Origin of the sequence: Lysobacter sp. BMK333-48F3, assembly GCF_019733395.1 — a bacterium.
Taxonomy (GTDB): domain Bacteria; phylum Pseudomonadota; class Gammaproteobacteria; order Xanthomonadales; family Xanthomonadaceae; genus Lysobacter.
Genome location: NZ_JAIHOO010000001.1, coordinates 4564858 through 4589407, shown reverse-complemented (window position 1 = coordinate 4589407; position 24550 = coordinate 4564858). Strand labels below are relative to the sequence as shown.

Below are 24550 nucleotides of genomic sequence, written 5' to 3'. Positions count from 1 at the left end.
GCATGCGTATCCGCGACCACCGCGCCGACGACGAACCGGAGATCAACCTGGTCCCGCTGATCGACGTGATTCTGGTGCTGATCATCTTCTTCGTCGTCACCGCGACCTTCGACGCGCGCTCGGTGCTCAAGCTCGAGCTGCCGCGCGCCACCGGCGAACCGGCCGGCGACGCCAGCAAGGCGCTGATCGTGCTGGTCAACGCCGAAGGCCGTTACTTCGTCGGCGACCGCGAAGTGCTGCGCGACGACCTGGAGTCGCTCAAGACCACCATCGCCGAGGTCGCCGGCAGCGACCGCGACCGCACCGTGATGCTGCGCGCCGACGCGCGCACCCCGTACCAGGCCGTGGTCACCGTCTACGACGCGCTCGGCCAGCTCGGCTTCCGCCGGATCATGAACGCGACCGCGCCGCCGCAACCCAGCGCGGCCAAGCCGGCGACGGAGGCCGCTCGGTGACGGCAGCCGCCTCGCCCTGGCAGACGTATCGCCGGTTGCTGGAATTCTCGCGGCCCTACCGCGGACTGCTGTGGATCGCGGCGCTGGGCATGGCGATCGAGGCCGGCGCCGGCGCGGCGTTCACCAAGCTGATGGAGCCGATCGTCAACGAGACCTTCATCGCCAAGAACATGGCGGTGGCCTTGTGGCTGCCGGCGGCGATCGTCGGCGTGTTCGTGCTGCGCGGCGTGGCCGGGTACCTGACCGACTACTACATGGCCAAGTCCGGCCGCGGCGTGGCCCGCGACCTGCGCGTGCGGGTGCTGGACAAGTACCTGCGCCTGCCGGGTTCGCGCTTCGACACCGAGCCGGTGCCGTCGATGCTGGTGCGGCTGGGCTCGGACAGCGACCAGGTCGCCCAGGCCGCGGTCGACGCGCTCAAGGTGATGGTGCAGAACTCGCTGCAGGCCCTGGCCTTGTTGGCGGTGATGATCTGGACCAACTGGCAGGTCACGATCGCGGTGGCGGTGATGGCGCCGCCGCTGGCCTGGGTCATGGACAAGGTCGGCCGCCGCTACCGCCGGATCAGCCACCGGATCCAGGAGAGCGGGGCGCAACTGCTGGTCTCGGCCGACCAGGCCTTGTCCAATCAGCAGGAAGTGAAGGTCTACGGCGCGCAGACCTCCGAGCTGGCGCGCTACGGCGCGATCGCCAACGACTACCTGCGGCTGAGCCTGAAGGTCGAATCCACCCGCAGCATCGCCTCGGCCATGGTCCAGCTGATGGGCGCCACCGGGCTGGCGTTGCTGCTGCTGGTCGCCGGTTACGAAGCCTCCGCCGGCCGCCTCAGCGCCGGCGGCTTCGTCGCCCTGATGATGTCGATGATGGCGATGATCCCGGCCCTGCGTCAGCTGACCAACGTGCAGAACATGCTCCAGCGCGGCGTCGCTTCGGCCGAGCGCCTGTTCGAGGTGCTGGATGCGGCCGAGGAGCCGGACCAGGGCCAGCGCGCGCTCGCCCGCAGCCAGGGCCTGATCGAATTCCGCGCCGTCACCGCGCGTTATCCGGGCCAGGCCCAGCCGGCGCTGGCGGACATCAGCTTCGTCGCCAAGCCGGGCTCGGTGACCGCGATCGTCGGCCGCTCCGGCAGCGGCAAGTCCAGCCTGATCAAGCTGATCCCGCGTTTCTACGATCCCGAGGCCGGGCAGATCCTGCTCGACGGTCATCCGCTGGCCGAGTATCGGCTCGCCGACCTGCGCCGGCAGATCGCCCTGGTCGGCCAGCAGGTGATGCTGTTCGACGGCACCATCGCCGCCAACGTCGCCTACGGCGAAATGCAGGACGCCGACCCGGCCGCGCTGGCGCAGGCGATCCAGGGCGCCAACGCCGCCGAATTCGTCGACAAACTGCCCGACGGCGTGAACACCGCGATCGGCGCCAAGGGCGGCAAGCTCTCCGGCGGCCAGCGCCAGCGCCTGGCGATCGCCCGCGCGATGCTCAAGGACGCGCCGATCCTGATCCTCGACGAAGCCACCGCGGCGCTGGACACCGAGTCCGAGCGCCTGGTCCAGGACGCACTGGAACGGCTGATGCCGGACCGCACCACCCTGGTGATCGCGCACCGCCTGTCGACCATCGAACATGCCGACCAGGTGCTGGTGCTGGACCAGGGCCGGATCGTCGAACGCGGCCGTCATGCCGAATTGCTGGCGCAGGGCGGCTTGTACGCGCACCTGCACCGCATGCAGTTCCGGGACGGCGAATGAGCGGCGCCGAGCGCCGCCCCGGGGTGCCCGGGTTCTGGTACGACGACCTGCCGGTGCCGGTCTCCGCGCGGCTGCTGTCGGGCCTGTACGGCGCGCTGACCGGCCTGCGCCGCGGCCTGTACCGCAAGGGCCTGCTGCGCCGCCGCCACCCCGGCGTGCCGGTGGTGGTGGTCGGCAACATCACCGCCGGCGGCGCCGGCAAGACCCCGCTCAGCATCGCCCTGGTCCAGCGCCTGCAACAGGAAGGCTGGAAGCCGGGCATCGCCAGCCGCGGCTACGGCCGCGACGAGGCCAAGACCGCGCGCTGGGTCGAGCGCGACACCGATCCGCGCCTGGGCGGCGACGAACCGGTGCTGATCGCGCGCCGCACCGGCGCGCCGGTGTGGGTCGACCGCGACCGCGCCGCCGCCGCGCGCGCCCTGGCCGAGGCCGGCTGCGACGTGGTGGTCTGCGACGACGGCCTGCAGCATTACCGGCTGGCGCGCGACATCGAGATCGAAGTGATCGACGGCCGCCGCCGCTACGGCAACGGCCAGCTGCTGCCGGCCGGGCCGCTGCGCGAACTGCCCGAGCGCGCGGCGACCTGCGACTTCCGCGTGGTCAACCTGGCCGGCGCGGCCGGCGATCCGGCGGCGAGCGCCGGCTTCGGCGAATGGCCGATGCGGCTGATCGCCGACCAGGCCCTGCCGCTGCTCGGCGGCCGGCCGCTGCCGCTGGCGTCCTTCGCCGGCCGGCGCGTGCACGCGGTGGCCGGGATCGGCGACCCGGAGCGCTACTTCGCCATGCTGCGCGAGTTCGGCATCGCGGTGGTCCCGCACGCCTTCGCCGACCATCATCGCTACGTCGCCGGCGATTTCGATTTCGGCAGCAAGCTGCCGGTGCTGATGACCGAGAAAGACGCGGTCAAGCTGGCCCTGGACGGCCCCGACGCGTTCGTCTCCGAACAGCACTACAGCGTGCCGGTGCGGGCCGAACTGCCGGAGGCGCTGTGGGTGGCCCTGATCGACAAGCTGGCCGCGCACCGCCGCCGCTGAGCGCGGACGCCGCCACGGCGCGCCGGCGCCGCTAGACTGCGTCCTACCCGCCGCAACCCGCGCCTGCGCGCCGCGGCCGCACCGTTTCGCCCCGGAACCGAACATGAGCCAGGACTTCGTCGTCGCCATCCCCGCCCGTTACGCCGCCTCGCGCCTGCCGGGCAAGCCGCTGCGCCTGCTCGGCGGCGAGCCGCTGGTGCTGCACGTCGCCCGGCGCGCGCTCGCCGCCGGCGCGCGCGAGGTCTGGATCGCCACCGACGACGAGCGCATCGCCCGCGCCCTCGACGGCCAGGGCGTGCGGGTGGCGATGACCTCGCCCGACCACGCCTCCGGTACCGACCGCCTGGCCGAATGCGCCGACCAGGCCGGCTGGGGCGACGACACGGTGGTGGTCAACCTGCAGGGCGACGAGCCGTTCGCGCCGGCGGCCGGCATCGCCGCGACCGCCGCGACCCTGCGCGACAGCGGCGCCGAGATGTCGACCCTGGCCACGCCGATCGACGAGGTCGAGATCCTGCTCGACCCGAACGCGGTCAAGCTGGTGCGCGCCGGCAACGGCGACGCGCTGTACTTCAGCCGCGCGCCGATCCCGTGGCCGCGCGACGCCTTCGCCAAGGACCGCAGCCGCATGCCCGGCGGCGGCGAGTGGCTGCGCCACATCGGCATCTACGGCTACCGCGCCGGTTTCCTGCGCAAGTTCGCCAAGCTGCGCCCGGGCCGGTTGGAGCAGATCGAGTCGCTGGAACAACTGCGCGCGCTGGAAGCCGGCTACCGGATCGCGGTCGGGATCGCGCCGGAACCGTTCCCGCCCGGAGTCGATACCCCCGAGGACCTGGCCCGCGCCGAGGCGCATCTGGCGGCCGGCGCCGCGGCGGGCGAGGGCGGCTGAGCATGCGCCTGCTGGTGGTCTGCCTGGGCAACATCTGCCGCTCGCCGGTGGCCGAGGGCGTGCTGCGCGCGCGCATCGCCGCGTCCTCGATCGCCGGCCGGGTCGAGCTGGATTCGGCCGGCACCGGCGACTGGCACATCGGCGATCCGCCCGACCGGCGCTCGATCGCCAACGCCGCCGGCCACGGCATCGACATCGCCGGCCTGCGCGCGCGCCAGCTCCAGGCCGCCGACTACCGCCGCTTCGATTGGCTGCTGTGCGCCGACCGCGCCAACCTGCGCGACGTGCGCGGCCGCGCGCCCAAGGACGCGACCGCGCAGAGCGCCTTGTTGCTGGACTGGTGCGGGTTGGGCGAGGGCAGCGAAGTGCCCGATCCCTACACCGGCGGGCCGGACCAGTTCGAGCACGTGTTCCAGTTGCTCGACCGCGCCGCCGACGGCGCGATCGCGCGCCTGCGCCAGGAACTGCGGCTGGGCTGAGCGCCGCCGGGGGCCGGAGGGGCTGCGCCGCTCGCGGCCCGGTTCCGCAACGCGGGTCGGGCGAAGCCGCACATCGCCGAACCGGGCGTCCGCGGTCGAGCCGAGCCCGCCGCCCGAGGTGCCGGCGCCCTGGATGCCCACGCCCCGGGGCCGGTCTACGGTCGATGGTCGACGGCCGTCCCGTCCGCCGCACCGCACACCTGACAGGTTCAGCGCCGCATCCCGGTCGCGGCCCTTGCACTCGCGCATAATCAACCCAATTCATGCTCCGTTCCCGCCATAACCCGCTTCGGATTCCCGCCCGCCGCCTGCCGCCGCCGATGCCTGTGACGCTCTCCGCCGCCGTGCTCCCGAACGACATCCTGCGCGGGCCCGCCGCGGGGGCGCCGCGCGCATGAGCCAGGCCGCCGCGCCCGCGCCGTTCGACGGCAAGGCCTTCGTCAAGCAGCTCAGCACCGCGCCGGGCGTGTATCGGATGATCGGCGCCGACGAGGGCGTGCTCTACGTCGGCAAGGCCGGCGCGCTGAAGAACCGCGTCTCCAGCTATTTCAACGCCACGCCCAAGTCGGCGCGGATCATGTCGATGCTGGCGCAGACGGCGCGGATGGAAGTCACCGTCACCCGCACCGAGGCCGAGGCGCTGATCCTCGAGAACCAGCTCATCAAGTCGCTGAAGCCGCGCTACAACGTGCTGCTGCGCGACGACAAGAGCTACCCCTACGTGCTGATGACCAACGAGGCCTGGCCGCGCATCGCCATGCACCGCGGGCCGCGCGCGGTGCCCGGGCGCTACTTCGGCCCCTACGCCAGCGTCGGCGCGGTGCGCGACACGCTCAACCTGATGCACAAGCTGTTCCGCCTGCGCAGCTGCGAGGACAGCGTGTTCCGCAACCGCTCGCGGCCCTGCCTGCAGCACCAGATCGGCCGCTGCAGCGCGCCCTGCGTCGGCCTGGTGCCGGCGCGCGACTACGCCGAGAGCGTGCGCCGCTCCGGCCTGTTCCTGGAAGGACGCAGCGACGAGCTCACCGACGAGCTCGGCCGCGACATGGAAGCGGCCAGCGCGCGCCTGGACTTCGAGGACGCCGCGCGCCTGCGCGACCTGATCGCCAGCATCCGCAGCCTGCAGGCGCGCCAGTACGTCGACGGCCGCGCCGCCGACCTGGACGTGCTGGCGGTGGCGATGCAGGGCGTGTCGGCCTGCGTGCTGCTGCTGGCGTTCCGCGACGGCCGCAATCTGGGCACGCGCGCGTTCTTCCCGCAGACCCGCGGCAGCGACAACCCCGAGGAAGTGCTGACCGCGTTCGTGTCCCAGTACTACGCCGAGCAGCCGCCGCCGGGCGAGATCGTGCTCGACCGCGACCTGCCCGAGCGCGAACTGCTCGAGCATGCGCTGTCCAGCTCGGGCGAGCGGCGGGTGCAGATCAGGCATAACGTGCGCGGCGAGCGCGCCGGCTACCTGGACATGGCGCGGCGCAACGCCGAGCTCTCGCTCGGCACCGAGCTGACCAGCCACGCCGCCCAGCTGGCCCGCGCCGAAGCGCTGCGCGAGCTGCTGCGCATGCCGGCCTTGCCGGGCCGGATCGAGTGCTTCGACATCAGCCACACCATGGGCGAGGCGACCGTGGCCTCGTGCGTGGTGTTCGACGCCGAGGGCCCGGTGCGCGGCCAGTACCGCCGCTACAACATCGCCGGCATCACCGAGGGCGACGATTACGCGGCGATGAACCAGGCGATCTCGCGCCGGTTCCGGCGCGCGGTCGAGGAATACGGCGTGCTGCCCGACATCCTGCTGATCGACGGCGGCGCCGGCCAGGTGGCCCAGGCGCGCGCGGCGCTGGACGAGTTGGGCGTGGAGGGCGTGATCCTGGTCGGCGTGGCCAAGGGCCCGGCGCGCCGGCCCGGCGACGAAGAACTGCTGCTGCCGGACGGGCGCACGGTGCGTCCGGGCGCGGAGTCGCCGGCCCTGCAACTGGTCCAGCAGGTCCGCGACGAGGCGCACCGTTTCGCCATCACCGGCCACCGCGGGCGTCGGCAGAAGGCCCGCAACAGCAGTAGGCTGGAGGACATCCCAGGCATCGGGCCGCGCCGGCGCGCTAATCTGTTGCGGCACTTCGGCGGACTGGGCGGGCTCAAGGCCGCCGGCGTCGAGGAGATCGCGCGGGTGGAGGGCGTCAACGAGGCCCTGGCCGAGCGCATCTACGCCGCCCTGCACGGGCTGGAGGCGCCGGCCGAGCCGGCCGCCGCGGCGACGGCGGGGCGGAGCAGGAAACAACGGGGCGCCGCCGATGCGGCGCCCGACGGCAAGCGGAGCGAGCGATGAAGTTGACCATACCCACCATGCTGACCCTGGCGCGGATCGTCCTGATCCCGGTGCTGGTGGTGGTGTTCTTCCTCGACTACCCGTGGGTCAACCTCGCCGCCGCGTCGATCTTCGCCTTCGCCTCGATCACCGACTGGCTCGACGGTTGGATCGCGCGCCGCTACAACCAGTACTCGGCCTTCGGCGCCTTCCTCGATCCGGTCGCCGACAAGCTGATGGTGGCGGTGGCGCTGCTACTGATCGTGCAGAAGCATCCGACGGTGTGGATGACGCTGTGGGCCGCGGTCATCGTCGGCCGCGAAATCGCCGTGTCGGCGCTGCGCGAATGGATGGCCGAACTGGGCCAGCGCGCCGCGGTCAAAGTGGCCGCGATCGGCAAGATCAAGACCATCGTGCAGATGGTCGCGCTGGTCTGCCTGTTGTATCAGGAACCGTTTTTCGGCCTGCCGATCTTTCCGATCGGCGAATGGTTGCTCGCCGCGGCGGCGTTGCTCACTTTGTGGTCGGGGCTGGCGTATTTGCGCGCGGCATGGCCTATAATGCTCGCCGACGAGAACAAGCCTTCGACCTGATCGGCAACGAAACGGTCGACGCGCAACGGATCCGGACACGGAATCGCGGCGCGGGGCGGTCTAACCGGCCAAACCGGTTTGACCGGTTCCGGAACGGGTCCGGCGCGGTCCCGGGGCGTGAAGAAAGGTGTTGACACTTTCGCTTCCATGCCTAAAATATCGCTTCCTCAGCGGGAATAGCTCAGTTGGTAGAGCACGACCTTGCCAAGGTCGGGGTCGCGAGTTCGAGTCTCGTTTCCCGCTCCAGATTCAAAGCGGTTTCGGCAACGGAATCGGTTTAGAAACCAGACCCCTTCGCGGGGTCTTGTTTTTTCAGCGAAGGCGGGCAGAGATTGCAAGCCGACGCGACCGCAGGCAGTATGCTGTGGCGAGTCACCGGCCGGGTGGCAGAGTGGTTATGCAGCGGACTGCAAATCCGCGTACGCCGGTTCAATTCCGACCTCGGCCTCCAAATCGGGCGCATCGATCAGACCAAGGGTCGGTCCGCCGCAGTAACGAAAAACGGTAAAACAAAGTTTCAGCGGGAATAGCTCAGTTGGTAGAGCACGACCTTGCCAAGGTCGGGGTCGCGAGTTCGAGTCTCGTTTCCCGCTCCATATTCTTCGCCGCCTCCGGCAGCGAACGCCCAAGCCCCGCGATGCGGGGCTTCGTCGTTTTGGCGGCTATGGTTTTTGCAGCAATCCGATTCGTCAGGGGCCGGCCTCCGCGCCTGGTTTCCGCATCGCATCGTCCCCTCGGCGGAGCAGCCGAAGCTTCGCTTGGCGACTGCGGTTTTCGCTGCGGTCAGGTTCGCAGGATCGGCTGGCGCATGCGGTTGCCGCATAGGCCTGCGGCACGGTGCGCGAAGCTGCGGCGTCGCGCTCGTGCGCGGCCATCGTGTGCGCTGCCTGCCATTGGCTCAACGAATCCGGCGGACCGTAAGCGGGTCGCAATCGCGGCGACGCGAATCGACTATCGTCCGCGTGTTCGCCGCATTCGCCCACGAACGCACACAAGGACCGTCGCATGCCCACCGCCAATCCTGCTCTCGCCAACCCCGCTCTCGCCGGCCACGTCTTCCTCGGCGAGATGCTGCAGGACGATTATTTTCCGCCGCAGCTGGTCGAACGCGGGCAGGCGATCCTGGTCGAGCTGTGCCTGAGCATCGAACGCGATCGCCCCGCCGATCTGGCCGCGCTGTACGCGCTGACCCACGCCGCGACCGAGCGCTTCAACGCACTGGGAGAAGCGTTCGACGCCGCCGGCAGCGAGATCGAGACCGTCGCCCGCGAAAGCATCGGAGCCGACTTCGCCCGCATCGCCGCCGCCTACGGCTTCGAGGCCGACATCGAGGAACTGATCGCCCCGCGCGAATGGTGAACGCCGCCGTCGCGCGGCGCCTGGCGACCCGCGGCCCGGCCCCAGGTCCGGATGCGGTAAGCTACGCCGGTCACCGCATCCTGCCCGGATGGCGAAATCGGTAGACGCAGCGGACTTAAAATCCGCCGGCTTCGCGGCCGTGCCGGTTCGAGTCCGGCTCCGGGCACCACGAACCAGGCAGCAAGACCGACGACCGCGGCGCCTTGGTTGTATATGCAGCACCAGAGCCCGCCATCGAGCGGGCTTTTCGTTTCTGGCCTCTGCGCTTCGGGGCCGCCCCGCGTTCGCCGCTTCCGCGCGTGCGTCTGGGGTGGGCCGTCAGAGCCATCGCGACGCGCATTGGACTGCTTCCAGGCGCGCGCATCGTCGCTTATTGCATCAGAGCTTCATCGCCCCGGCCGCTTGCGCCTGCTGGCGTTGCTGCTCCTGATCTTGCGACTGCTTTTGGGTTTGGTCTTGGTTGAACTGCTGGGTATCGCGCAAGGTGTCGCGCAGTTGCGGCGCCTGCTGGGCGAGGTCCACGGCGGTGTGGAAGCCGGGCACGGTGCGACCGATCCACAGGGTGTCGTCGACCAGGCCGACCGGGCCGATGCGATCCGCATCGGGGATGCCGTTGCGCTTGGCCGCCAGCATCGCCGCGGCCGCGTGTTCGTCCGACAGGCCGGCGGGAACGGCGGCGCGGATCTTGGCAATCATCGCCTGGTCCTCGCGCGAGAAGCGCGACAGGCCGAAAGCCGGCTCGGGCTCGGTGGGCGGCGGCACACGCTGGGACTGCGGGTCGGGCGCGGCCGGCGCCGGCCGTTCTGCGGACTCGGGCGCCTTCAGCGGCGCCGGCGCCGCCTGGCGGGCGTCGGCCAGCACTTCCTGGCGCGCTTGCAGGATGTCTTCGCGGCTGGTGACGGCGACCAGGCGGTTCACGCCCTGGGCGTCGCGCTGGTAGTGGGCGATGGAACTGTCGGCGCCATAGGCTCCATTGCTGCGTTGCAGTTGCAGCGCGCCGGGCCCGTCGATGCCGTGCGCGTCGCGGGTGCGTTGCACCGCCAGGCCGATGGCCTGCTGCCATTCGGGACTGAGTTCGGTCCTGTCGGCGGTAACCCGGTACTGGTGCAGCAGGTGGTTCTGCTGGCGCTGTTCTTCTCTGGGCGCAGGCCTGGCGTCGAGCGCGGCGATACGCGCATCGAGCTGCTGCAGCGAGGGCTCGCGAGCCGAGCGGGTCAGCTCCAGTTCCAGCGCCAGATTGCCCTGCGCCACCCGGCCGGCACCGGCCCATTCCCCGTCCGGACTGCGCCGATAGAGCTGGCCGTCCGAGCCCAGCGCCTCCTCGGGCCGCGGCCGCGCCGATTGCACGGCCGCCGGCACCGCGACGAAGTCGCTCGAGCGCTGCGCGGCGTAGTTCTCCAGGTAGGCGGCGGCGACGGCCTCGCGGCCGTTGCCGATGTTGTGTTGGATGCGCGCGACCGCTTCGCGGTTCAGCTCCATCGCCCGTTCCGGAGCGGCGACCTGTTGTTCGTAAACGCCGCGATCGTTGGCGCCGGCGACGCCGGTCTTGACCTGGCGCTGCCACTGCTCCGTCGCCGGGTCGCGGCGCCAGTTCGGGTTGTCCAGGCCTCCTTGGTCGTGCGGGCCGGCCGGAATATCGAACGGATCCTGCGGCCGCGGCACCTTGCCCAGGGCCAGTTCCACCGCCGTGACGCTGGCTCGGGCTCCCAGCTCGCGCGCCTTGTCGTAGTTCGCGCCCAGCGTGCCTTCGACCGGGTTGTCGCGGCCGTCGGCGCTGCGGTCGATCAAGCCCTCGCGCACCCAGTTGCGGCCATTGAATTCCCACGCCACACCCTGCCGGTCGGTCTGATGGGTGATGTCGTGGTTTTCTTTCAGGTCCACGGCCTTGTCGAAGGCCTTGCTCATCAGCATCGCGTCGGCGACGACCAGGGCCGCGGGCACATAGCCCGAGGTGCCGACCGCGTAGGCCGCGGCGCTGCCGCCGACCCAGCCGCCGAGATTGCGCGCAGCCGCATGGGTGGCTTCGGACCGCGCGGCCGTGGGATTGTCCTGCTCCAGCAATTCGGCGACGCGGCGGGTGCTGGCAGCCACATCGACCCCGCTGGCCAGCAGACCGCCGGAGCGGATCAGGGTGTTTCTGGGAACCTCGCCGATCAGCAATTGGGCGGAGGCGAAGCCGCGCTGGCCGTTGGGGCCGCGCAAGGAGGCTTCGCCTTCGGGGAGATCGGCGGGGGCGGGGGAGAGGGTGGGGTCGAACGAGTTGAGGCGGGTGCTGTCTCGAAAGACTTTCTGGCTGCGGTAGCCCGCCAAGTGCTGTTGGTACTGGGGCTCGGTGGTCAAGCCATGCACACACGACCAATCGAGCGTCTCAGCGGTGGTCGTGAGTTGCAGGCCAGGTAAATTGCGTTGCAACTGGCGCCGTATCTGCGGTGATGTGAAATAGCCGTCATCAGACCAGATGACGACGTTGCGTCCTTCCGCTTGCTCGCGAGTGGCGATTTCGACCAGAGAGCGCTCGCCTGCGTTCTTCGAAAGCTTTTCCAGCTCTATTTCATCAACGGCAGACTCCAGTTCCAGCATCGTCTCGGGGGCGCTAATGGCTTCAATTCTTCGGCTCTTAAGGTAGTCGCCGAGCTCTTCTTCGAGAGGGCCTTTGGCAATCTCCCTTTCAATCGTTCTGGATATGACGAACTCGTATCCCATGGACTTTGCAACCTCCATGTATAAATCAAGTAACTGCTCGCCGCCCGCACGATAGGCATAAACCAAGCTGTTCGTGTCAGCTAGAAAATATTTCGTGGACATTTGATCTTCCGTGATCAGTTAGAAAGCGACCTGACATAACGGCGAAATTTCCTGAACAAGCCGGTGGTGTCCGACTCATCCAGGTCGGGCATCCACTGTTTCGCCAGGATGTGGAAGCTCCAGGCGAGCTTTGATTCAATTTCATTGAATTCCCTTTCTTGTCGCAAGAATTCAACGTAGCTATCCGGTTTTTTCTCATTGAAATACCGAGCGAAGGCAACGACCTCTTCATCGCTCCAATTTCGTAGTCTGTCCTGCTGCTCCTTGGCCCTCATGTAGCTGGCTACGGAGCTCGCAAATATTTCTTCATCGCTTACGTCTTTCTTGGCAGGGCTTGTAAGCAAGTGAAGAATTCTGGCTTTGAAGTCCTCGTCTTCCAGTGCGTCAATCTTGGCTTGTAGTTCAGCGCTGATAGGCATCGTCCAGTTCCTTGGGATTTTGTGAGATCGAGTCGATTGGGTATGGTTGCGAAATTCGAAGAGCTCGTCGCAATCCGAAAATCTCAGTCCTGGCATCCATTACCCCATCAGGTGGAGAGCTTTCCAAGGCGAGCACTGCGTTCGCGGACATTGGTCTTCCTTGGTCAGTCAAAAAACGACTTGGCGTGATGACGAAGCTTCCTGAAAAGTCCGCTGCAGTCAGCGGAGCTGAGATCGGGCATCCAATCCCAGATCAAACGGCGAACGTCCCAGGTAAGCGCTGTGTCAATCTCATTGAGTTCCTTTTCCTGTCGTAGGAGTTCGGCATAATCTTCCGGCTTTTTTTCTTTAAAGTACTGTATGAAGGCGAGTACTTCGTCGTCTTTCCATTGTTTCAGTCGGGCCTGTTCCTGCTTTGCCAATACGGAGTCGGTGACGATCAACTCGTAGATGTCCTCGTCGCTCGCTCGCCTAATGCCGGGGCCTGTAAGGGCTTGGATAACTTTTGCTTTGAGCCCTTCATCTTCTAATGCATCAATTTTCGCTAGTACTTCAGAAGTGATGGGCACGACACGGATCCTTTAAGGGTTGACGGTTAATGTGTCAAATGTTTTTGGATTGAATTACTGATTTGGTCGTGTTCTTGTTTATAAAAGAACGCCCAGCAGGGGTGTGCATCCATTTCGCCCACCTCGATCGGATCAATGCGACTTGAGGTAATCGCGAAGCCTGCCGATCAGCATCTTGTGGTCGGAGGAGCTCAGATCCATGATCCATTCCCTCAGCAGGCGAGACACGTCCCAGCGCAGTTGTGGGGCGATCTCGCTGGATTCCTTCGCCTGGCGCTGGAACTCGGCATAGTCTTGCGGCCGGTGTTTGCGGAAGTATTCGGCGAAAGATACTTCTCCGTCGATGCGCCATTGCTCCTTGTCGCCCCATTCCTCGAGGTAGGACCGCTCGATTTCGGCGTCCTCGTGTTCGGAGGTCACCAGGGAGTAGATCGCGCTATCGAGAGTGTGGCCCCGCCAGGGGCATGAAAGCAGGCGCAGGACTCTGGCTTTGACCTCGGCGTTCTCGATGGCGTCGATCTTGGCTTGCAGTTCCGGATCGACGGGCGTGGTTCGTTCCCAAAGACTCCGGTCGGTCTCGTCCGCGACCGGAGCGGCGGTCTTGAGGTGATTGCGGTACTGGCGGAACAGCCCCTTGATCTCGACCATGGTCGAAACCGGCGCCCAACATGCCAGCAGCCATTGAAGACTCGAGGCGAGTTCGGGTCCGATCAGGCTGGGATCCTGCTGCCGCAGCAGTTCGGCATGGTCTTCCGGCCAAGTTTCGCGGAAGAAGCGAGTGAACTCCGCCAGCTCGTCCTCGCTCCAGCTCTCTACCCCGGCCAGTTGCTGTTTGGCCAAGGCGTCGGCGGACAGCACGATCTGGAAGGTCGCCTCATCGTCGGCGCGCCGGTGCGCGGGTGCCGCGAGCACCCAGCGCAATCTGTCCCTGAGCGGTTTTTCCTCCAGTGCGTCGATCCTGGCCTGTAGCTCCGGGCTGATGGACAGGTCCGTAGCCTGACTTTCGAGCGCGGACTCGCAAAAGGTGGCCTCGATGTAGGTGCGGAAGTCGCCGAACAGCTCGCCGGCGTCCAGGAAATAGTCCAGCTTCGGCGCCCATACCGATATCCACCGACGGACATCCCAGCCCAGTTCCGCGTCGATGTGGTTGAACTCTCTCTGCTGGTGCAGGAAGTCGGCGTAGTCTTCCGGGCTTACCACGCTCAGGTACTGGGCGAAGGCGACTACCTCGTCGTCGCGCCACTTGCGTGTCCGGGCCTGTTGTTCCTGAAATTCCTTGTGATTGGACACCATGTTTTCATAGATATCCTCGTCGCTGGCCGTCCGTTTCCCGGGGCCGGTAAGCACACTCAGAATTCTGTCCCTGAGCTTCTCATTGTCGAGCGCATCGATCTTGGCTTGCAGTTCAGGGCTGATGGCCATGGCTGGTTTCAGGGAAGCGGGGGAGTTCATGCCTATCGTCCTAGGAAGCCGTCGCTCTGGGTAGTCGCTGAATGTGCTTAGTGGCCGGCCTATGCCGCGCTTTATCCGTGCGCAGACGGGTTGTCGGCGCGGCGCACGACGGACGTCGTCGCGTCGCGCGTGAAGGCGGCGGTGTGGTGGTGCGAGCGTCGTGGCGATGGGGCATGGACGGTCCTTGTCTGCTCTGTGCGGCGGCCTCGTCGCGCATCCTGCGCAGCGGCGAATGGGGCGTGTTATCGCGCCTGGGCCCGGCGGTCAGGCCAGGCAAGGGCGCCGGTGGCGGGCGCCCGTATTGTTCGACAGTTTCAAGATTGGCCGCTGGGTGGAGCGGACGTCAAGTGGCGGCCTGGCGACGCGAGCTGCGGCCGGCCGAAGCGCGGTGTGATTTCCAGGATGGCGTCGGCGTCGTCGCAAAACGCCGCCGACCATTGGGCGAGATGCGGATCGTCCGCATGCGATGGTTCCTGTTGATCGCATCGCTCAGCTGAGTCCGGTGCGCCGTCGGATTTCCCGATGTCGCTAGCGGTTCGCTTTCAGCGCTTACCGCTCCGGCACCCAAACCGACGCCAGCTCAGCCGCGGCAACCGCCGCAGCAGGCGTTTGCGCTTTGCGGCTTTGCGCTCGAGTTGCCGATCGCGGCATCGAGCACCGCGACGACTTCATAGCCGGCTTCGCCGAGCGCATCGCTGGCGGCGGCTGGGCTGAGATCGGTATTGGCGATCGACACCGTGGCCGCGGCCAGATCGACTTCGACCTCGGCCGCGGCGTCCAGCAGGCGGATGGCGGAGGTGATGGCGACGATGCAGTGGCCGCAGCTCATTCCTTCGACGATCAGTTTCATGGCGGTTTCCGGTAAGCCGGCGGTTCGCCGGCGCTGCCAGCCTCCGGCTTGCCACGATGGGAAGGTCAAGCCGCGAGCCGCGTCGGTCCCCGGCGCTTAACCGGGCTCGCCGCATTCGAAATCGGCGGCGCCCATATGCTCGAAGCCGATGAAGGACACCGAGGTCACGCCGCGGGCGGGGTCGCTGGCGCGCTTGCCGACGGCATCGTCGTTGCTGAGCGGATACTGCACCGAGGTGTCCATCAGATGTTCGGGCAGGGCCTCGCGTTCGGCGTCCGAAAGCCGGAACGAATCGGTGCGCGGCAGGCGGAAGACCTTGCGCACCTGCGCTTCGTTCCAGGTGCCCTTGAGGGTCACGGTCACGTCGCGCAGCTCTTCGTGTTCCCAGTCCAGCTCCACGCGGGTGGCGAGCGGGTGCACTTTGCGGGCCGCGCGGTCGGGAAAAGCCGGACCCTCGTAGTAGGGCTCGGTGTTGCGGCACGGGTCGCCGTCGTTCTTGTAGTGCTTGGTCGCGCAGTTGAAACGCGGGTCGCGGTGGCCGAAGGTCTTTTCCATGTAGCAACCGAACTGGGTCGAGGTCATGCGCGGCCACTTGCTCAGATCGATGCTGAGCGGAGGCAACTCGGCGCTGCGCGCGGACGGCGCGCCGGTCATGGCGGCAATGGAGAGGAGGGTTGCGGCGATGGGCTTGGACAGGAGGGTCATGGGGATGGAAGGGGCGGAGTGATCTTGGGGGGATTGCGCATCGATCCGGATGGCCCGGCGTCGTCGCGGAGCTTGCCAGTCCCTGAGGCTTGCGGCTGTTTTTGTTTGAAACCGCAGGCGCCGCGCGGGCGTGCGCGCCGATCGGAGCGCCGGCACGCCGGAGCGCAGCGCCAGCCGATCGGCGAGCGCCGCCGTTGCCGCATCCGGCCGGGCGGTTGCGGCAGCGGGGCGCGGATTCACGTCCGCCGGCACGCCACGCGGCCGCGGCGCTTGGCTGTCTGCCCGGCCGGCGTCGGCGTCGCGCCGGCGGGGGCGATCAAGGCCCGTGCCGGTGCAGCAGCGAGGTGTAGCGGGCGATGCTCTGATCGATGTGGTCGATGGCGAAGCTCGCCGATTCGGCCTCGATCGCGCCGGCCGCTGCGGCCACTGCGGCGGCGGCGCCGGCCAGGACATCGCTGGCGAGCAGGCCGAGCGCGTCTTCGGCGGCCTGGGCGGTGTGCTGCTGGACCATCTCCTCGGACATGCGCTTGAGCAGCACGGCGTGGCTGGCCAGGGCGAGCTTGCTGACGCTGTCGAAATAGGCGGCGGCCGATTGCGCGACCTGGCCCGCGGCATCGCCGGACACCCGGTCCAGCGAGGCGATCGCCTGCGCGGCGGCCTCGGTGACGCGCTGGATATGGGCCTGGAGCTCGGCGGTCTGCGGCGGGGCGGGCGTGTCGGTCATGGGGCCTGGGTCCTGTGGCGTCGGAGGAAGGACACGGCCTGGACGGGCGGGCGCGGCGGGCGCTCGCGACGCGTCCCCGGCGTCGTGCTCCCTGACAAACGGCGGCAGGCGCGGCCGGGGGACAGGGCCCGGCGTTCGACTTTCGGCGGGTCGGCGAAACTGAGAACACGGGTGCGGAACCGATCCCCGCGAACGCGACGGCGGCCGTGTTTGCGGCCGCGATCGCGCCGTGCGCGTCGCCCGGCGCGTGCGGCGCGGTGCGGCTGACGATGGCCGCTCGCGCCGCCGGCTTGCGCATGCCGGGCTTGCTCGATCGCGCGCAGGCGCAGCGTCGGTTCGAGCCTCAGCCCATCGCCGAGCGCAGATACGGCGCAGTGCGGCTGGCCTTGGCGCGCGCCACCTGCGCCGGGGTGCCGGCGGCGACGATGCGGCCGCCCTCCTGGCCGGCGCCCGGGCCGACGTCGATCACCCAGTCGCTGTCGGCGACCACGCGCATTTCGTGCTCGACCACGATCACCGTATTGCCGTCGTCGACCAGGCCGTGCAGTTGCGCCATCAGCTTGTCGACATCGGCCGGATGCAGGCCGGTGGTCGGTTCGTCGAGCACGTACAAGGTGTCGCCGCGCTGGCGCCGCTGCAGTTCGGTGGCGAGCTTGATCCGCTGCGCTTCGCCGCCGGACAGTTCGGTCGCCGGCTGGCCCAGGCGCAGATAGCCCAGGCCGATGTCGTGCAGCAACGCCAACGGACGCTGCAGGGCGGCCTCGTCGGCGAAGAACGCCAGCGCCTCGTCGACCGTCATCGCCAATACTTCGGCGATATCGCGTCCGTTCCACTGCACTTCCAGGGTCTTGTCGTTGTAGCGGCGGCCGTGGCAGGTCGGGCAGGGCGCGTACACGGTCGGCATGAACAACAGCTCGACCTGGACGAAGCCTTCGCCCTCGCAGGTATCGCAGCGGCCCTGGGCGACGTTGAACGAGAAGCGGCCGGCGCCGTAGCGGCGCGTTCGCGCCAGCGCGGTGCCGGCGAACAGCTTGCGCACGTGATCGAACAGGCCGGTGTAGGTGGCCAGATTGGAGCGCGGGGTGCGGCCGATCGGTTTCTGGTCGACGTTGACCAGACGCCGGATCGAATCGGCGCCGGCGTGCAGGCGACCGCCGGTGACCGCGACCGGACTCAGCGACGGCAGTTCGCCCTCGTTCTCCTCCGGCGCCGGTTCGTGGCCGAGGTGGGCGCCGACCAGATCGACCAGGGCCTGGCTGACCAGGCTGGACTTGCCCGAACCGGACACGCCGGTGACCGCGGTGAAGGCGCGCAACGGGAAGCGCGCATCGAGATCGTGCAGGTTGTTGCGGCGGACGCCGCGCAGTTCCAGCCAGTCCGAGACGGCGCGCGGCGCGCGTGCGGACGCGGCCGGCGGCGCGTACAGATAGCGTCCGGTATGCGAGCCGGCGACCGCGCCCAGGCCCTGCGGCGGCCCGCTGTACAGCACCTGCCCGCCGAGTTCGCCGGCGCCGGGGCCGACATCGACGATCCAGTCGGCGCGGCGCAAGGTGTCCAGGTCGTGCTCGACCACGAACAAGGTGTTGCCGGCGGCCTTGAGTTGATTCAACGCGTCGTGCAGGGCTTCGCCGTCGGCCGGATGCAGGCCGGCGGTGGGTTCGTCGAGCACGTAGACCACGCCGAACAGGTTCGAGCGCACCTGGGTCGCCAGCCGCAGGCGCTGCAGCTCGCCGGGCGACAGGGTCGGGGTGGTGCGGTCCAGGGCCAGATAGCCCAGGCCCAGCGCCTGCAGCGTGCCGATGCGCTCGACCAGGTCGTGGGCGATGCGCTGCGCGGCGATGCGCTTTTCCTCCGACAGGTTCGGCGTGCGCCGCACGTCGGAGCTGCCGGTGTGGGCCAGGCCGCCGGCGGCCACGCGTTTGGCGATGTCGCGGCGGCCGGCGGCGCGGCTGCGGGTGGCGCTGTCGCTAGCGGCTTCGAAGCGGCCTTGCGCGGCCGGGGCCAGCGTTTCGGCGATCCGGTCCAGCGACAACTGCGAAAGGCGGCCGATATCGAGTCCGGCGAACGTCACCGACAGGGCTTCCGGCTTGAGCCGTCGGCCGTCGCATTGCGGGCAGGGCGCGCCGGTCATGAACCGGGCCACGCGCTTTTTCATCTGCGCGCTCTGGGTGGTGGCGAAGGTGTGCAGGACGTATTTGCGCGCCCCCATGTAGGTGCCCATGTAGCTGGGCTCGGCCTTGCGCCGCAGCGCGGCGCGGGTCTCGGCCGGGGTGAAGCCGGCGTAGACCGGGGCGACCGGCTGTTCTTCGGTGTACAGGATCCAGTCGCGGTCCTTTTTCGGCAGATCGCGCCAGGGCTTGTCGATGTCGTAGCCGAGCGTAACCAGGATGTCGCGCAGGTTCTGTCCGTGCCAGGCCGGCGGCCAGGAGGCGATCGCGCGCTCGCGGATGCTCAGCGACGGGTCGGGCACCATCGAGCGTTCGGTGACCTCGTACACATGGCCCAGGCCGTGGCAGTGCGGGCAGGCGCCCTGCGGGGTGTTCGGCGAGAAGTCCTCGGCGTACAGCATCGGCTGCCGCGGCGGGTAGTGGCCGGCGCGCGAATACAGCATGCGCAGCAGGCTGGACAGGGTGGTGACGCTGCCCACGGTGGAGCGCACGTTGGGACTGCCGCGTTGCTGCTGCAGGGCCACCGCCGGCGGCAAGCCTTCGATCGCGTCGACGTCCGGCACGCCGACCTGGTCGATCAGGCGCCGCGCGTACGGCGACAGCGACTCCAGGTAGCGGCGTTGGGCTTCGGCGTAGAGGGTGCCGAAGGCCAGCGAGGACTTGCCCGAGCCGGACACGCCGGAGAACGCGACCAGGGCGTCGCGCGGCAGGTCGACGTCGACGTCCTTGAGGTTGTGCTCGCGCGCGCCGCGGACGCGGACGAAGGCGTCGGGGTGGGGGCTGCGCGCCGAGGAAGTGGGAGCGGAAGATTTGCGAGCCGGAGTGCGAGCCGGAGATTGGGAAGCCATGAGACGCTCGATCGTGGCGGGGCGGCAAGCCGCGCCGGAGACAGACGGACCGCCATGATCCGCCCCCGGGCGCCGTCAGACCAGGATGCAGTGCGGCCGCTCGCGTTTATAAGCCTCCGTGGCGTCTGTCCGTACAGTCGCCGGCAGCGTAGGCAGAAGGACGATGCCGAGCGCCCTGGAACGCAGCCACGGCCGGCGCCGGGCAGGCGAGCGGCTGGGGCAGGGAACTTGCTTGCGGGCGCGACCTAGGTCTGCGTCTGCGACGCGCGCCGATCCTGCAGGGCCTCGTAGACGCGCGCGCTATCGGCGCGCAGATGCCGCTCGATCCGGATGCAGAAGGAGCGCGCCGGTTCGTGCCGGCTGCGCTCCGGTGGGCGGCCGAAGCTGTTGTCGGCCGAACCTGTTTCCAGCCGCGCCTGTATCGGCCGGATCGATCAGGCGACCGGACGGCGGCCGCGGATCAGCGAAATGACCGCCAGGACCAGGAACACTACGAACAGGATCCAGGCGATGCTGCTGGCGGTGCCGGCGATGCCGGTGAAACCCAGCACGGCGGCGATCAGGGCGATGACGAAGAAGATGACGGCATAGCGAAGCATGGGATTCTCCTTGGCGTCGGTGGGGCGCACTCACGGTTCGGGACTGCAGATCGATACATCCGCAACCTGCGGTCTTGAGTCGAAGCTAGATCAGCGTTCGCTAGGGCCGCGTCAATGCAAGCGGCGGATCGCTATGCACGGCGCTAACGCGGCCGGCGATGTTCAGCGCGGGTTTCGCCCGATCGCGCCGCCGCGCCGCGCAGCGCTGGAGCGCGGTGGAACGGGAGCAGCGCACCTTGGCGGGCCGGCCGGACATCGCGCTGCTGGCGCATCGCGCGCTCGGCCTGCGGCCGGGCGAGGCGCCATAGCGTTCCCTGTTGCGGCCGGCTGATCGCCGCGACGGCCGCGACTGGCGCTTGATCGAGCACCGGCAAACACCGATCGCGTCTTGACGCGGCCGGCGCAAGCCGGGGCGTAAAGTGCGACCGGTTGTTCAGGTATCCCGCCGATGACCGAGGTCTCGCTGATCAAGCGCAAGCGCTGGAGCCGCAAGCAAGTGCTGTGGGCGCTGGCGATCGCGGTGCTGGCGACCGCGCTGGCGCTGCTGGTGTCGGTCAATCTGGTCGGGCCGGAAAAACGCCTGCGCCAGTTGCCGCCGCATGCTTATTCGGTGACCGACCTGCAGTTCCGCCGCGAGATGGCGGTGGCGTTGGGGCCGACCATTCTCGACGGCAACCGGGTCGAGGCGCTGCAGAACGGCGACGAGATCTTCCCGGCGATGCTGCAGGCGATCGCCGCGGCGCAGCGCTCGATCACCTTCGAAACCTACATCTACTGGTCGGGGCGGGTGGGTCAGCAATTCAGCGCAGCCCTGTCCGAGCGCGCGCGCGCCGGCGTGCGCGTGCACGTCACCCTGGACTGGCTAGGCAGCACCAAGATGGATGAGGACCTGTTGCGGCAGATGCGCCAGGCCGGGGTCCGCATCGAGCAATACCGGCCGATCCGCTGGTACACCTGGGACCGGCTCAACAACCGCACCCACCGCAAGCTGCTGGTGGTCGACGGCCGGGTCGCGTTCACCGGCGGCGTCGGCATCGCCGACCAGTGGCTGGGCCACGCCCAGGACGCCGAGCACTGGCGCGAAAGCCATTTCCGCGTCGAAGGACCGGTGGTCGGCCAGTTCCAGGCCGCGTTCAACGACAACTGGATCAAGATGACCGGCCAGGCCCTGCGCGGGCCGGAGTACTTTCCGCCGCTCGCGCCGGTCGGTTCGACCGATGCGCAGTTGTTCCTGAGTTCGCCGGCCAGCGGCAGCGAAAGCATGCACCTGATGTATCTGATGGCGATCGCCGCCTCCGATCGCGAGGTCGACCTGGCCGCGTCCTACTTCGTGCCCGACGAGCTGATCCTGCTGGCGCTGCTGCAGGCGCGCCATCGCGGCGTGCGCATCCGCATCCTGGTGCCGGGCGCGCACACCGACTCGGAGGTGGTGCGCTACGCCTCCAAGGCGCAGTGGGGGCGCTTGCTGGATGCGGGCGTGGAGTTCTTCGAGTACCGGCCGACCATGATGCACGTCAAGCTGCTGATCGTGGACGGCGAATTCGTCTCGGTCGGTTCGACCAACTTCGACATCCGTTCGTTCCGGCTCAACGACGAGGCCAGCCTGAATCTGTTCGACCGCGAGTTCGCCGGGCGCATGCAGGCGGTGTTCGAGCGCGACCTGGAAGATTCCTCGGTCTATACCGCGGCGATGTGGCGCAAACGGCCGCTCGGCCAGCGCATCGGCGAGTTGCTGGTGCGGCCGTTGCGGGCGCAGCTGTAAGCGGGAGCGGACGGCTCAGCTCAGGGCACGGCCTGCTCGCGTCGGCGCGGATCGGCGACGCGCTTGCACGGCATCGCGACGCTGCGCCTGCAGCGGCGCCGGCCGACCCGTCAGTTCTCAAGCTGCTTCGGCTTCGTCGTGGATGCTGAGCCAGGCCGCCTCGGCGACCTCGCTCGCGCGGATCCAGTTCAGCCGCGAGCCCTGCCGGACCTGGGCGTAGCGTTCTTCGAGATCGGCCACCAAGTCCTTGAAGCAGGCCTCGGGATGGTCGCCGCGGGCGGCGATGCCGAGATAGATCGCCGGGGCGTAGTCGGAGAAGGACAGGCCTTCGCGGTAGAAGGGGGCGTGCTTGTAGTGGCTCGCCCAGTAGCTGAGCGAACGCAGCTGCGCAGCGTGCATGACGCACTCTCCGGCTGACCACCCCCTGCGCCTTCACCCTAGGCCCGGGGATGTGAAGGCCGCGTTGTGCGCCGGGCTGTGACCAAGCAGTCCGCCGCGGGGACGAACGCCATTGCCGCTGGCGGCCGCGATCGGCTATCACATCGTCCGGGGCGCCACGACGGCGCCGACGCTGGGGATGCGGTCGATGCGGCAAAGCAAGAGCAAGCGGGCAGGGATGCGGCGGGCGGCAACGGCATGGGCGGCGACGATCGGGCTGGCGGCGCTGGCGGGAACCGGGATCGCGGCCGGCGCGCCGAAGGGCGCGGCTTATGCGCCTCTGTTCGAACAGGTCTGGTCCACCGTCGAACGCAACTTCTACGACCCCGGTTTCCACGGTGCGGACTGGGCCGCGGTCGGGCGTCGTTACCGCGGCCGCCTGGGCGATGTCGGCGACGACGCGGCGTTCCAGGCCTTGATCGGGCAAATGCTGGGCGAGCTGAAGGTCTCGCATGTCGCGCTGTCCGCGCCGGCCGGCAGCGCCGCGCGTGCGCGCGGCATCGGCGCGCGCTTCGGCACGGTCGAGGGCGCGGCCACGGCGGTCGAGGTCTCGCCGCTGAGCGACGCCTGGCGGCAAGGCCTGCGCCCGGGCGATCGCCTGCTGAGCCCGGCCGATGCGGTGGCCGGGGCGCTCGGCAGTCGCGCCGAGCTGACCGTGCAACATTGCGCCGGCCAGACCCGGGCGCTGCAGGTCGCCCGAGTCGGACTCAGCGCCGCCGAACATCCCGGCTGGCGCTGGAGCCGTTACTCGCCGCGCAAGGGCCTGAGCCTGGGCTACCTGCGCGTGGATCGTTTCGACGACGGCGCCGCGGCCCTGGCCGACAGCGCGATGAGCGAATTGGGCGATACCCAGGGCCTGATCCTGGACCTGCGCCGCAACAGCGGCGGCAATACCTCGGCGCTGCGCCTGGCCAGCTATTTCATGCAGCCGGGCGAACGCCCGGTGTTCGCCTTGTATGCGCGGTCCTATCTGCAGTCGCTGGGCCGGCGGCCGAGCGCGGCCGACATCGCCCAGGGGCCGAAGACCTTCGGCGCCTATACCGATGCGGCGGTGTTCGAGGCGATCGGCGCGCAGCGCGGCGCGGCGGTGTTCCACTCCGATCCCTTGTCCGGCAAGCCGCGCTACCGCGCGCCGGTGGTGGTGCTGATCGACGGCGAGACCGCCAGCGCCGGCGAAGGCTTCGCCTGGGCGATGCGCCTGTACAGCGGCGCGCGTCTGTTCGGCCGCGACAGCGCCGGCGAGCTGCTGAGCGGCGAGAACTTCGAGCTGACCGGCGGCTGGACCCTGACCGTGCCGGTGCACGGGCTGTGGGCGGCGGACGGACGCGACCTGGGCGACCGGCCGCTGACGCCGGACCGGCGCATCGAATGGACCCGCGCCGATTTGTGCGGCGGCCGCGATCCGGATCTGGATGCGGCGATCGAGGCCTTGAGCGCCGGGGGCGAGAAGACAGCGGAGGGGAACGAGTAGGCAGGAGGGGCGGCGAATCGCCGCGGACGGCTGCCTGCGCTCGTCATGGGTCGCTTCGTACTCGTTCTTCGCTGCCAGTCTGAACGGGCCGTGCCGGCGCGCGGCCGCGCCGCCGCCGACCGGCGCCTGAATGCCGACGGGTTTCGCCAGGCGTCGCGCGGATCGACGCGGCCGGCGGCGCTACCATCGGCCTGTCGCCGCGCCGCCACCGGCCGCGTGGCGGCCCCTAGCGGCGGACAGCGGAGCGAGCGATGAGCAGCACACGACGAATTCTGGCGATGGCCGGCGCGGTCTGGTTGTGCGCGGTCGCGATGCCGGCAGCGGCGCAGTCGCGCAGTGCGGTGCAGGTCTACGGTTTCACTCCGGGGCCGGGGCAGACGGTCGCGCCTTACGACACGGTGCGGCCGCGGACCACGGCGTCGCCGTATCGCTCCACGGGCGGCGACAGCCGCGCCTATCGCGACGGTTACCGCGACGGCTATCGCGACCGCGGCGACGACGGCTATCGCGGCGGCCGGTACGGTCATGGCTACCGGGCGTATCCGCCGGCGCGGGACGGCGTCTATCTGCACTACGCCCGGCCTTCGGTGCGGATCGACGCGGCGATACCGGCCTACGGCTACAGCGAACTGCACGGCTACCGAATCGAACGTTACGGCGGCGGCGACTTCGTCCAGACCACCACCGTGATCGACCGCCGGCCCTCGCGCACCGCGGCCTACTTCCCCGGCTGGGGCGGCGGCCACGCGCCGGCGCGCTATCCGCAGCGCGTGCCCGGCGGCTTGCCCTGCGTCGACGATCCGATGCTGAGCGGTCCAGACTGCGCCAAGATTGTGCTGCCGGAGGACTGAGCGCAGCGGCGCCGGGGCTGGCTGTCGTCGAGTTCC

At 68.9% G+C, this 24550-nt stretch carries 20 protein-coding genes, 4 tRNA genes and 1 pseudogene; 15 read left to right on the top strand and 10 right to left on the bottom strand.

Features of this window, described 5'->3' with window-relative positions; genetic code table 11:
- The first annotated feature begins 2 nt into the window (after nucleotides 1-2).
- The 12 genes and pseudogenes from K4L06_RS19765 (at nucleotide 3) to K4L06_RS19710 (ending at nucleotide 9022) form a co-directional block, all read left to right on the top strand.
- Nucleotides 3-455, top strand: a complete 453-nt coding sequence (locus K4L06_RS19765) for a biopolymer transporter ExbD (protein ID WP_221673012.1) — start codon at nucleotides 3-5, stop codon at nucleotides 453-455.
- Entirely contained in the window at nucleotides 452-2200 is a 1749-nt protein-coding gene (msbA, locus tag K4L06_RS19760) for a lipid A export permease/ATP-binding protein MsbA (protein ID WP_343225789.1), read from the top strand. Before K4L06_RS19765 ends, msbA begins: the two co-directional genes overlap by 4 nt.
- Nucleotides 2197-3234 carry a tetraacyldisaccharide 4'-kinase gene (lpxK, locus tag K4L06_RS19755; RefSeq protein WP_221673011.1) on the top strand — a complete coding sequence of 346 codons (1038 nt, stop codon included), beginning with the start codon at nucleotides 2197-2199 and terminating at the stop codon, nucleotides 3232-3234. Before msbA ends, lpxK begins: the two co-directional genes overlap by 4 nt.
- A 103-nt stretch (nucleotides 3235-3337) precedes the next feature.
- Complete coding sequence (kdsB, locus tag K4L06_RS19750; protein ID WP_221673010.1) at nucleotides 3338-4123, top strand: 3-deoxy-manno-octulosonate cytidylyltransferase; 786 nt, start codon at nucleotides 3338-3340, stop codon at nucleotides 4121-4123.
- 2 nt (nucleotides 4124-4125) lie between these two features.
- Entirely contained in the window at nucleotides 4126-4602 is a 477-nt protein-coding gene (locus tag K4L06_RS19745) for a low molecular weight protein-tyrosine-phosphatase (protein WP_221673009.1), read from the top strand.
- Between the two features lie 394 nt (nucleotides 4603-4996).
- Nucleotides 4997-6820 (top strand): annotated as a pseudogene (gene uvrC / locus K4L06_RS19740) (excinuclease ABC subunit UvrC); the annotation flags it as partial.
- Between the two features lie 98 nt (nucleotides 6821-6918).
- Nucleotides 6919-7494 carry a CDP-diacylglycerol--glycerol-3-phosphate 3-phosphatidyltransferase gene (gene pgsA, locus K4L06_RS19735; RefSeq protein WP_221673007.1) on the top strand — a complete coding sequence of 192 codons (576 nt, stop codon included), beginning with the start codon at nucleotides 6919-6921 and terminating at the stop codon, nucleotides 7492-7494.
- Nucleotides 7495-7664: 170 nt separating this feature from the next.
- A tRNA-Gly gene (locus K4L06_RS19730) sits at nucleotides 7665-7740 on the top strand.
- A 131-nt stretch (nucleotides 7741-7871) separates the two neighbouring features.
- A tRNA-Cys gene (locus tag K4L06_RS19725) sits at nucleotides 7872-7945 on the top strand.
- 69 nt (nucleotides 7946-8014) lie between these two features.
- A tRNA-Gly gene (locus K4L06_RS19720) sits at nucleotides 8015-8090 on the top strand.
- Nucleotides 8091-8499: 409 nt separating this feature from the next.
- A complete protein-coding gene (locus K4L06_RS19715) occupies nucleotides 8500-8853 on the top strand; it encodes a DUF5713 family protein (protein WP_221673006.1) in 354 nt (117 codons plus the stop codon).
- 82 nt (nucleotides 8854-8935) lie between these two features.
- Nucleotides 8936-9022: transfer RNA gene (locus tag K4L06_RS19710), tRNA-Leu, on the top strand.
- A 209-nt stretch (nucleotides 9023-9231) separates the two neighbouring features.
- Here K4L06_RS19710 and K4L06_RS19705 read toward each other — a convergent pair.
- From K4L06_RS19705 to K4L06_RS19665, 9 genes are all read right to left on the bottom strand, one after another.
- Nucleotides 9232-11658, bottom strand: coding sequence for a hypothetical protein (locus K4L06_RS19705; RefSeq protein WP_221673005.1), 2427 nt, complete (start codon nucleotides 11656-11658; stop codon nucleotides 9232-9234).
- Between the two features lie 14 nt (nucleotides 11659-11672).
- Nucleotides 11673-12077 (bottom strand): hypothetical protein, encoded by a 405-nt coding sequence (locus tag K4L06_RS19700; protein WP_221673004.1) that lies wholly within the window; start codon nucleotides 12075-12077, stop codon nucleotides 11673-11675.
- A 164-nt stretch (nucleotides 12078-12241) separates the two neighbouring features.
- Nucleotides 12242-12646, bottom strand: coding sequence for a hypothetical protein (locus K4L06_RS19695; protein ID WP_221673003.1), 405 nt, complete (start codon nucleotides 12644-12646; stop codon nucleotides 12242-12244).
- A gap of 132 nt (nucleotides 12647-12778) precedes the next feature.
- On the bottom strand, nucleotides 12779-14098 hold the full coding sequence (locus K4L06_RS19690) for a hypothetical protein (RefSeq protein ID WP_221673002.1): 1320 nt from the start codon (nucleotides 14096-14098) through the stop codon (nucleotides 12779-12781).
- Between the two features lie 580 nt (nucleotides 14099-14678).
- Nucleotides 14679-14948, bottom strand: coding sequence for a cation transporter (locus K4L06_RS19685; protein ID WP_221673001.1), 270 nt, complete (start codon nucleotides 14946-14948; stop codon nucleotides 14679-14681).
- Between the two features lie 96 nt (nucleotides 14949-15044).
- A complete protein-coding gene (locus tag K4L06_RS19680; protein ID WP_221673000.1) occupies nucleotides 15045-15893 on the bottom strand; it encodes a hypothetical protein in 849 nt (282 codons plus the stop codon).
- A 76-nt stretch (nucleotides 15894-15969) separates the two neighbouring features.
- Complete coding sequence (locus tag K4L06_RS19675; RefSeq protein WP_221672999.1) at nucleotides 15970-16377, bottom strand: hypothetical protein; 408 nt, start codon at nucleotides 16375-16377, stop codon at nucleotides 15970-15972.
- A gap of 343 nt (nucleotides 16378-16720) precedes the next feature.
- Nucleotides 16721-19393: an excinuclease ABC subunit UvrA gene (locus K4L06_RS19670; RefSeq protein ID WP_221672998.1), complete on the bottom strand. Its 2673-nt coding sequence runs from the start codon at nucleotides 19391-19393 to the stop codon at nucleotides 16721-16723.
- 434 nt (nucleotides 19394-19827) lie between these two features.
- Nucleotides 19828-19992 (bottom strand): DUF1328 domain-containing protein, encoded by a 165-nt coding sequence (locus tag K4L06_RS19665; RefSeq protein WP_221672997.1) that lies wholly within the window; start codon nucleotides 19990-19992, stop codon nucleotides 19828-19830.
- Between the two features lie 448 nt (nucleotides 19993-20440).
- On the opposite strand from K4L06_RS19665, the gene K4L06_RS19660 reads away from it, so the two are divergent.
- Nucleotides 20441-21754, top strand: coding sequence for a phospholipase D-like domain-containing protein (locus K4L06_RS19660; protein ID WP_221672996.1), 1314 nt, complete (start codon nucleotides 20441-20443; stop codon nucleotides 21752-21754).
- Between the two features lie 117 nt (nucleotides 21755-21871).
- On the opposite strand, the gene K4L06_RS19655 is transcribed toward K4L06_RS19660, so the two are convergent.
- Nucleotides 21872-22153 carry a hypothetical protein gene (locus tag K4L06_RS19655; RefSeq protein ID WP_221672995.1) on the bottom strand — a complete coding sequence of 94 codons (282 nt, stop codon included), beginning with the start codon at nucleotides 22151-22153 and terminating at the stop codon, nucleotides 21872-21874.
- A 217-nt stretch (nucleotides 22154-22370) separates the two neighbouring features.
- Here K4L06_RS19655 and K4L06_RS19650 point away from each other — a divergent pair, with 217 nt between their 5' ends.
- Together K4L06_RS19650 and K4L06_RS19645 are read left to right on the top strand one after the other, a co-directional pair.
- Nucleotides 22371-23663 (top strand): S41 family peptidase, encoded by a 1293-nt coding sequence (locus K4L06_RS19650; protein WP_221672994.1) that lies wholly within the window; start codon nucleotides 22371-22373, stop codon nucleotides 23661-23663.
- A 251-nt stretch (nucleotides 23664-23914) separates the two neighbouring features.
- Nucleotides 23915-24514, top strand: coding sequence for a hypothetical protein (locus tag K4L06_RS19645; protein WP_221672993.1), 600 nt, complete (start codon nucleotides 23915-23917; stop codon nucleotides 24512-24514).
- Nucleotides 24515-24550 lie beyond the last annotated feature (36 nt).